10 protein-coding genes are annotated in these 6,862 nt (G+C 67.2%); 7 read left to right on the plus strand and 3 right to left on the minus strand.

Annotation, left to right across the window (positions count from 1 at the left end):
* The first annotated feature begins 267 nt into the window (after nt 1-267).
* From ACZ3HV_RS35750 to ACZ3HV_RS35760, 3 genes are read left to right on the plus strand one after another with little or no spacing between them, the layout of a single operon-like run.
* The gene (locus tag ACZ3HV_RS35750) at nt 268-1,110 is read left to right on the plus strand and encodes a nitrilase-related carbon-nitrogen hydrolase (RefSeq protein WP_360378183.1); all 843 of its coding nucleotides are present in this window, start codon (nt 268-270) and stop codon (nt 1,108-1,110) included.
* A 30-nt stretch (nt 1,111-1,140) separates the two neighbouring features.
* Nucleotides 1,141-2,547: a dihydropyrimidinase gene (gene hydA, locus ACZ3HV_RS35755; RefSeq protein WP_465691027.1), complete on the plus strand. Its 1,407-nt coding sequence runs from the start codon at nt 1,141-1,143 to the stop codon at nt 2,545-2,547.
* A 28-nt stretch (nt 2,548-2,575) separates the two neighbouring features.
* A complete protein-coding gene (locus ACZ3HV_RS35760; protein WP_465691029.1) occupies nt 2,576-3,568 on the plus strand; it encodes a TIGR03842 family LLM class F420-dependent oxidoreductase in 993 nt (330 codons plus the stop codon).
* On the opposite strand, the gene ACZ3HV_RS35765 is transcribed toward ACZ3HV_RS35760, so the two are convergent.
* Entirely contained in the window at nt 3,552-4,097 is a 546-nt protein-coding gene (locus ACZ3HV_RS35765) for a winged helix-turn-helix transcriptional regulator (protein WP_465691031.1), read from the minus strand. The genes ACZ3HV_RS35760 and ACZ3HV_RS35765 overlap by 17 nt on opposite strands.
* A 29-nt stretch (nt 4,098-4,126) precedes the next feature.
* On the opposite strand from ACZ3HV_RS35765, the gene ACZ3HV_RS35770 reads away from it, so the two are divergent.
* The 4 genes from ACZ3HV_RS35770 (at nt 4,127) to ACZ3HV_RS35785 (ending at nt 5,627) form a co-directional block, all read left to right on the plus strand.
* Nucleotides 4,127-4,528: a VOC family protein gene (locus ACZ3HV_RS35770; protein WP_465691033.1), complete on the plus strand. Its 402-nt coding sequence runs from the start codon at nt 4,127-4,129 to the stop codon at nt 4,526-4,528.
* On the plus strand, nt 4,525-4,857 hold the full coding sequence (locus ACZ3HV_RS35775; protein ID WP_465691035.1) for a YciI family protein: 333 nt from the start codon (nt 4,525-4,527) through the stop codon (nt 4,855-4,857). Before ACZ3HV_RS35770 ends, ACZ3HV_RS35775 begins: the two co-directional genes overlap by 4 nt.
* Before the next feature lie 70 nt (nt 4,858-4,927).
* Entirely contained in the window at nt 4,928-5,272 is a 345-nt protein-coding gene (locus tag ACZ3HV_RS35780) for a type II toxin-antitoxin system RelE/ParE family toxin (protein WP_465691037.1), read from the plus strand.
* A 25-nt stretch (nt 5,273-5,297) separates the two neighbouring features.
* Nucleotides 5,298-5,627, plus strand: coding sequence for a helix-turn-helix domain-containing protein (locus ACZ3HV_RS35785; protein WP_360378198.1), 330 nt, complete (start codon nt 5,298-5,300; stop codon nt 5,625-5,627).
* A gap of 13 nt (nt 5,628-5,640) precedes the next feature.
* Here the strand turns inward: ACZ3HV_RS35785 and ACZ3HV_RS35790 are convergent, their stop codons facing one another.
* Both ACZ3HV_RS35790 and ACZ3HV_RS35795 read right to left on the minus strand, forming a co-directional pair.
* A complete protein-coding gene (locus ACZ3HV_RS35790) occupies nt 5,641-6,051 on the minus strand; it encodes a cytidine deaminase family protein (protein WP_360378201.1) in 411 nt (136 codons plus the stop codon).
* The coding region (locus ACZ3HV_RS35795; protein ID WP_465691039.1) for an extracellular solute-binding protein at nt 6,051-6,862 on the minus strand (812 nt) is incomplete at its 5' end. The genes ACZ3HV_RS35790 and ACZ3HV_RS35795, both read right to left, overlap by 1 nt.

The following is a 6,862-nucleotide window of genomic DNA, read 5'->3' on the forward strand; positions in this document are numbered from 1 at the left end:
GCGATGAGATCGAGTACCCGTCGCTCGCCGCGATGCTGGCAACCCTCGCCCAGGCGTTCGAGCAGCAGATCTTCTTCGTGGACGGTGACGGTTACCTCGAGATGAACGACGAAGAGTTCTCCGCGCTGAGACAGTAAGCGTTACGCACGGACGTCGGGTGGGTTCGTGGAGCAACGAGTGTTCCGGGTTGGTGGCGATGCTGGGCATCCGTTGACGGGTGTGGGGCGGGAGATAGAGCATGGGGGCTCGGCTATAGGGGAGGTTCTGGTGGCGGAGGTTGTCAGGGCTGGGTTGGTGCAGACGTCGTGGACTGGTGACAAGGAGTCCATGATCAAGGCGCATGAGGAGTATGCGCGGCAGGCGGCTGCGGCCGGGGTGCGGGTGATCTGTTTCCAGGAGCTGTTCTACGGGCCGTACTTCTGCCAGCTGCAGGATCCGAAGTTCTACGAGTACGCCGAAGCCGTGCCGGGGCCGACGGTCGAGCGGTTCGCCGCGCTGGCCAAGGAGCTCGGGATGGTGATGGTGCTCCCGGTGTACGAGCAGGAGCAGCCGGGGGTGCTGTACAACACGGCCGCCGTCATCGATGCCGACGGCAAGTATCTGGGCAAGTACCGGAAGAACCACATCCCGCAGGTGAAGGGGTTCTGGGAGAAGTTCTACTTCCGCCCGGGGAACCTCGGCTATCCGATCTTCGACACCGCGGTCGGCCGGATCGGCGTGTACATCTGCTACGACCGGCACTTCCCCGAGGGCTGGCGGGCGCTCGGCCTGGCCGGCGCGAAGATCGTGTTCAACCCGTCCGCGACCAGCCGTGGGCTCTCGGCGTACCTCTGGAAGCTGGAGCAGCCGGCGAGTGCGGTGGCCAACGAGTACTTCATCGGCGCGATCAACCGGGTCGGCATCGAGTCCGACTTCGGTGACAACGATTTCTACGGTACGTCGTACTTCGTCGACCCGGAGGGGAAGTTCGTCGGCGACGTCGGCCACGACCACGATCCGGAACTGATCGTCCGCGACCTGGACCTCGGCCTGCTGGACACGGTCCGCGACCGCTGGCAGTTCTACCGCGACCGCCGGCCGGATGCGTACGGGGATCTGACCAAGCCGTAACACACAACCGCTCAAAGGGGAGTGGCCTGGATGTCTTTGCTGGTCAAGGGTGGAACGGTCGTAGGACCAACCGGTACGCGGGTCGCGGATGTGCTGGTCGAGGGCGAGAAGATCGTCGCCGTGCTCGACCCGTCGTACACGCCCGCGGTCACCGCCGACGAGGTGATCGATGCCGCCGGCAAGTATGTGATCCCGGGCGGGATCGACGCGCACACGCACATGGAGTTGCCGTTCGGCGGCACCGCGGCCAGTGACACCTTCGACACCGGGACCCGCGCGGCGGCCTGGGGTGGTACGACGACCATCATCGACTTCGCCGTCCAGCGCACCGGTGAAGTGGTGCAGGACGGGCTCGCCGCATGGCATGCCAAGGCCGATGGAAACTGTCACATCGACTACGCGTTCCACATGATCCTCGGCGGGGTCGACACCGACGCGCTGAAGGCGATGGACCAACTGGTCGCCGACGAGGGCATCACCAGTTTCAAGCTGTTCATGGCCTATCCGGGGGTCTTCTACTCCGATGACGGCCAGATCCTGCGGGCGATGCAGACCGCGCGGGAGAACGGCGCGATGATCATGATGCACGCGGAGAACGGCATCGCGATCGACGTACTCGTGCAGCAGGCGCTGGCCCGTGGCGAGACCGACCCGATCTACCACGGCATCACCCGGCCCGCGGCGCTCGAGACCGAGGCGACCAGCCGGGCGATCGCGCTGGCCGAGGTCGCGCAGGATTGCCCGCTCTACATCGTCCACCTGTCCGCGAGCGGCGCGCTGGAAGCCGTCGCGCACGCCCGCGACGCCGGCCGGAACGTGTTCGCGGAGACCTGCCCGCAGTACCTCTACCTGACGCTCGAGGACCAGCTCGGCGCGCCCGGTTTCGAGGGCGCGAAGTGGGTCTGCTCGACCCCGCTGCGGAGCAAGCACGAGTCGCACGCCAAGGACCTGTGGAAGGGCCTGCGGAGCAACGACCTGGCGATCGTCTCGACCGACCACTGCCCGTTCTGCATGAAGGACCAGAAGGAGCTCGGCGTCGGCGACTTCTCCAAGATCCCGAACGGCATCGGCGGCGTCGAGCACCGCGTCGACCTGATCTACCAGGGCGTCGTGGACGGCAAGCTCTCGCTGGAGCGCTGGGTCGAGACGATCTCGACCACGCCGGCCCGGATGTTCGGGCTGTACCCGCAGAAGGGGATCGTCCAGCCCGGCTCGGACGCCGACCTGGTCGTCTACGACCCGGACGGTACGACGCGGATCGGTGTCGAGACGCATCACATGAACATGGACTACTCGGCGTACGAAGGGGTCGAGATCCAGGGCCGGGTGGGCACCGTGATCTCGCGCGGCGAGGTGATTGTGGCTGACGGCAACTACCATGGTCGCAAGGGCCGGGGGAAGTTCCTGAAGCGCGGCCTGTCCTCGTATTTGATGTAGCTGTGTTGAATTCTTTGGGGGAGCGACAGTGGACTTCGGTGTGGTGTTCCAGTGCGATCCGCCCGCGTCCACGGTCGTGGACCTGGCGCGGAAGGCCGAGGAGGCCGGATTCGACTACGTGTGGACGTTCGACTCGCACCTGCTCTGGCAGGAGCCGTTCGTCATCTACAGCCAGATCCTGGCCACGACCCAGCGCGTGATCGTCGGCCCGATGGTGACGAACCCGGGCACCCGGGACTGGACCGTGATCGCGTCCCAGTTCGCCACGCTGAACGAGATGTTCGGCAATCGGACGATCTGCGGGATCGGTCGCGGCGACTCCGCGCTGCGGACGCTCGGCTCGAAGCCCGGCACGATCGACGAGATGAAGCAGTGCGTCGACGTGGTCCGGTCGCTGGCGCGCGGCGAGACAGTCGAGTACCGCGGTCAGCAGCTCAAGTTCGCCTGGGTCGAGAACGGCGCGCTGGACGTCTGGGTCGCGGCGTACGGCCCGAAGGCGCTGGCCGCGACCGGCCAGGTCGGCGACGGGTACATCCTGCAACTCGCCGACCCAGACATCGCCCAGTGGATGATCGGGGCGGTACGACGTTCCGCCGAGGAGGCCGGCCGTGATCCGGCGGCGATCAAGTTCTGTGTCGCGGCACCGGCGTACGTCGGGGACGACCTGGTGCACCAGCGTGAGCAGACCCGGTGGTTCGGCGGGATGGTCGGCAACCACGTGGCCGATATCGTCGCGAGGTACGGCACGTCCGGGGCGGTCCCGAAGGCACTGACCGACTACATCGAGGGCCGCAAGGGCTACGACTACGCCGAGCACGGGCGGGCCGGCAACACGCACACGGACTTCGTGCCGGACGAGGTCGTGGACCGGTTCTGCATCCTCGGCCCGGTCGAGAATCACCTGGCCCGCTTGGAGGAACTGAAGGCACTCGGCGTCGACCAGTTCGCCGTCTACCTCCAGCACGACGCCAAGGAAGAGACGCTGGCCGCCTACGGCAAGGACATCATTCCGGCGTTCTGAGCTGGAGTCGCTCGGCCGCGCGCGCCAACCGCAGTCCGGGGGGCGTCGCGCCGTACGACGTCGTGGGCGGATAGCCCGTGGTCACGGTCCGGATGATCAGCCCGGCGGACTCGAGGTCCTTCAACGCCAGCGTCAGCGCGCGGTTCGACGTACCGGGCAGGGCGTTGCGCAGCTCGGAGAAGCGACGCTCGCCGTCCACGAGCAGCGCGAGGATCGGCAAGGACCACTTCTTCAGGCCGACATCGCCGGCGTCGAGCTCCTGCAGCAGGTCCGTCAGCGCGGCGGCAGGCTCGGCGAGCCGGGCGCCGGTTTCGGTCAGCAGGTACTCCGGTCGCAGCGGGTGGCCGTGCCCCGGGTTGCGCCGGATGAGGCCGGCCTCGATCAGGAAGGCGAGCGTCCGGCTGAGGGACTCGCGGCTGACGCCGAGGGTGTGCGTCAGGTTCACGAAGCGGCCGCCGAAGCCGCGGTGCAGTTGGGCGAGCACCGGGACGGCCCAGCGGAGGTGGACCAGGGTCACCAGCGTTGACACGAAAGTAAGCTTAGTATAAAAACAGGACTATGAGTAGCATCGAGTACGACGGGCGCGCGACGTGCGCGCTCGAGGTTGCCGATCTGGAGCAGTCGCTCCGGTGGTACGAGCAGGCGCTCGGATTCGAGGTCGTGCACCGGCTGGAGTCCTGGGGCTGGGCCGAGCTGAGTACGCCGTTGCCGGGGATCTCGGTCGGGATCGGCCAGGTCGAGAAGCCGAAGACCGACGGCGGGGTGGTCGTCACCTTCGGGGTCCTGGATATCGACAAGGCCCGCGCGCATCTGGAGTCGCTCGGGACGCGCTTCGACGGCGAGACCCGGCAGATCGCGGACGAGGTGCGCCTGGCCACGTTCTACGACCCGGACGGCAACACGTTCATGCTCGCCCAGCGGCTGGTCGAAGTGGCACGGCCGACGGCCAGGGAGTCGTGAGCACACCACCGCGGCCGGGGATGGAGAGCCTTGCGCTCGTCCTGCTCCGGCGGCCGGCCCATCCACCCGCGCTGTCCGACGACGAGCAGGACCGGGTCCAGCAGGCCCATCTCGACTTCCTCGACGCGCTCCGGAAGGAGGGCGTGATGGGTGCGGCCGGTCCGTTCCGCGACCACGATGACGAGAAACTCCGTGGCCTGTGTGTCTATCGGACCGGCCTCGAGGAGGCCCGCCGACACGCGGCCGACGATCCGGCCGTGCAGGCAGGCATCCTCGAGGCCGAGGTAATCACCTGGTGGTTCCGCGCCGGCGAGATCCGGTTGGCCTGACCGCCGCACCGATCAGTGAGATCGTCGTTACTCGGCTTCACGATATGACAAATAGGTTATACTCTGACAGGTGAGCTGGGAGATCAGACTCCATCGAGAGGTCGAGGCGTGGTACCTGGCCATCTGCGAGAGTGAGCCGGAGACAGGCGATCTCATCGAGGATGCGATCGATCAGTTGGTCCGCGAGGGGCCGACAGCCGGGCGGCCATTGGTCGACCGGGTCAAGGGCAGTCGATTCCAGAATATGAAGGAGTTGCGACCGCCGTCGGCGGGGCAGAGTGAGATCCGGATGCTCTTTGCGTTCGATCCGGCGCGGGAAGCCGTCATCTGGTGGCAGGCGACAGGTCGGGTCGGTGGGAGAGTTGGTACCGGACGGCCGTTCCGCTGGCGGATGAGCGGTTCGCGGAACACCTGATCGCGCTGAAGGAGGAGGGGTGAGGATGAGCGACAACGCCAACTGGAAGGACGTCAAGGCCAAGGCGCGCGCCGCCGATCCGCGCACTGCCGCCGAGCGTGCCGCGGGTAAGGAGGTAGCCCGCGAGCGTAGGGAGTCCTACGTTCGCGGACATCAGCTTGCCGAGATGCGCAAGGCCGCGGGGATTACCCAGGCAGGTCTTGCGGAGTTGCTGCATGTCTCGCAGGCCCGCATCTCGAAGATCGAGAACGGCGAGATCTCCGGCATCGAGGTCATTCGTGCATACGTCGCCGCCCTCGGCGGCACTGTGGACCTCGTCGCAACGCTCGGTGACAGGACGTGGAAGGTCGCCTGATACTGCTGCGGGGTTACGGGTTCGGGGTCCAGCGGTAGGCGCCGGGGAGTAGGTCGGTGGCCAGTACTGAGCCGACGCCGTCCGCGGTGGGGAGAATGACGCGGATGCCTGGGTGGTAGTCGACCAGCACCTGGCGGTCCCGGCCGCATGGACCGACGACGCCGCGGCCTTCGTTGCCGACGGCCACGATGGTGGTGAGTTCGCGGGCGCCTTCCGCGCGGGCCCGGCCGAGGGCGACGAGTTCGGCGCAGGGGCCGCCGGTGAAGTGGTAGAGGTTGATCCCTGCGTACATCCGCCCGTCCACGCCGCGGACCGCGGCGCCCATGGTGTGGACGCCGTCCGGTCCGTCGGTGTTCGCGTCGACCGTACGGCGGGCGAGCTCGATCAGCTCACGGTCGTCGTCGGTCAGGGGTTGAATGTCCATCAGCCGGCGATCCGCTGGAGCTCGGCGTCGACGACCGACTTGACCTTCTTGATCTCGGTGGCCGGGTCGGCGCCGCTGCGGATGATCCGGTTGAGTGCGTCGGAATACGCCGTACCGGACTTGGGCGACCACAGGATCGGGGTCTGGGCGTGCCCGTTCTCGTTGACGAACTTCGCGGCGTCGGCGGCCGGGCCGGACGTGAGCTTGTCCGCCTTCGCGAGCAGGCTCTTACGGGCCGGGATGTGGAAGCCGTACGACTGCGCGAAGTCGAGCTGGTCGTCGGTCTGGTCGACCCACAGCCACTTGACGAACTTCTTCGCCGCGTCGACGTTCTTCGACTTCGCGTTCACGCACGAGCCGTAGGCGCCGACCGGGACACTCGGCTTGCCGGTGGTCGCGTTCAGCTTCGGCCAGGGGAGTACGCCGAAGTCGTCGGGGAACGCCTTCTGGATGGCCGGCAGGGTCCAGAGGCCGGTGAACTGCATCGCCGTCAGGCCCTGCGTGAACGCGGACGGGTCGGACCAGTCGGTCGGTGCCCCGAGCAACAGAACCTTCGAGGTCCAGAACTCGCGCAGCTTGCGCAGCGACTCGACCGCGGCGGGGTCGTCGAAGCCGAACTGGTTGTCCTCGGTCAGGTAGTCCAGCCCGGCCGACCACAGCGCCGGTCCGCCGAGGACGCCGGCGCCGCCGTCGTTGCCGACGAAGAGGCCTTTGGTGGCTCTTCGCAGTTGAGGGTGTAGCGGGGGTGGGCGCGTCGGTGGCCGGGTAGGGGTCGAGGTCTTCCGATGATGGGAGTTCTCACGCTGCCCAT

Source organism: Kribbella sp. NPDC020701 (assembly GCF_055562215.1).

Coding starts and splice junctions, on each gene's coding strand:
- hydA (WP_465691027.1), top strand. CDS start 1,141: ATGTCTTTGCTGGTCAAGGGTGGAACGGTCGTAGGACCAACCGGTACG.
- ACZ3HV_RS35770 (WP_465691033.1), top strand. CDS start 4,127: ATGAGTAGCATCGAGTACGACGGGCGCGCGACGTGCGCGCTCGAGGTT.
- ACZ3HV_RS35785 (WP_360378198.1), top strand. CDS start 5,298: ATGAGCGACAACGCCAACTGGAAGGACGTCAAGGCCAAGGCGCGCGCC.
- ACZ3HV_RS35790 (WP_360378201.1), bottom strand. CDS start 6,051: ATGGACATTCAACCCCTGACCGACGACGACCGTGAGCTGATCGAGCTC.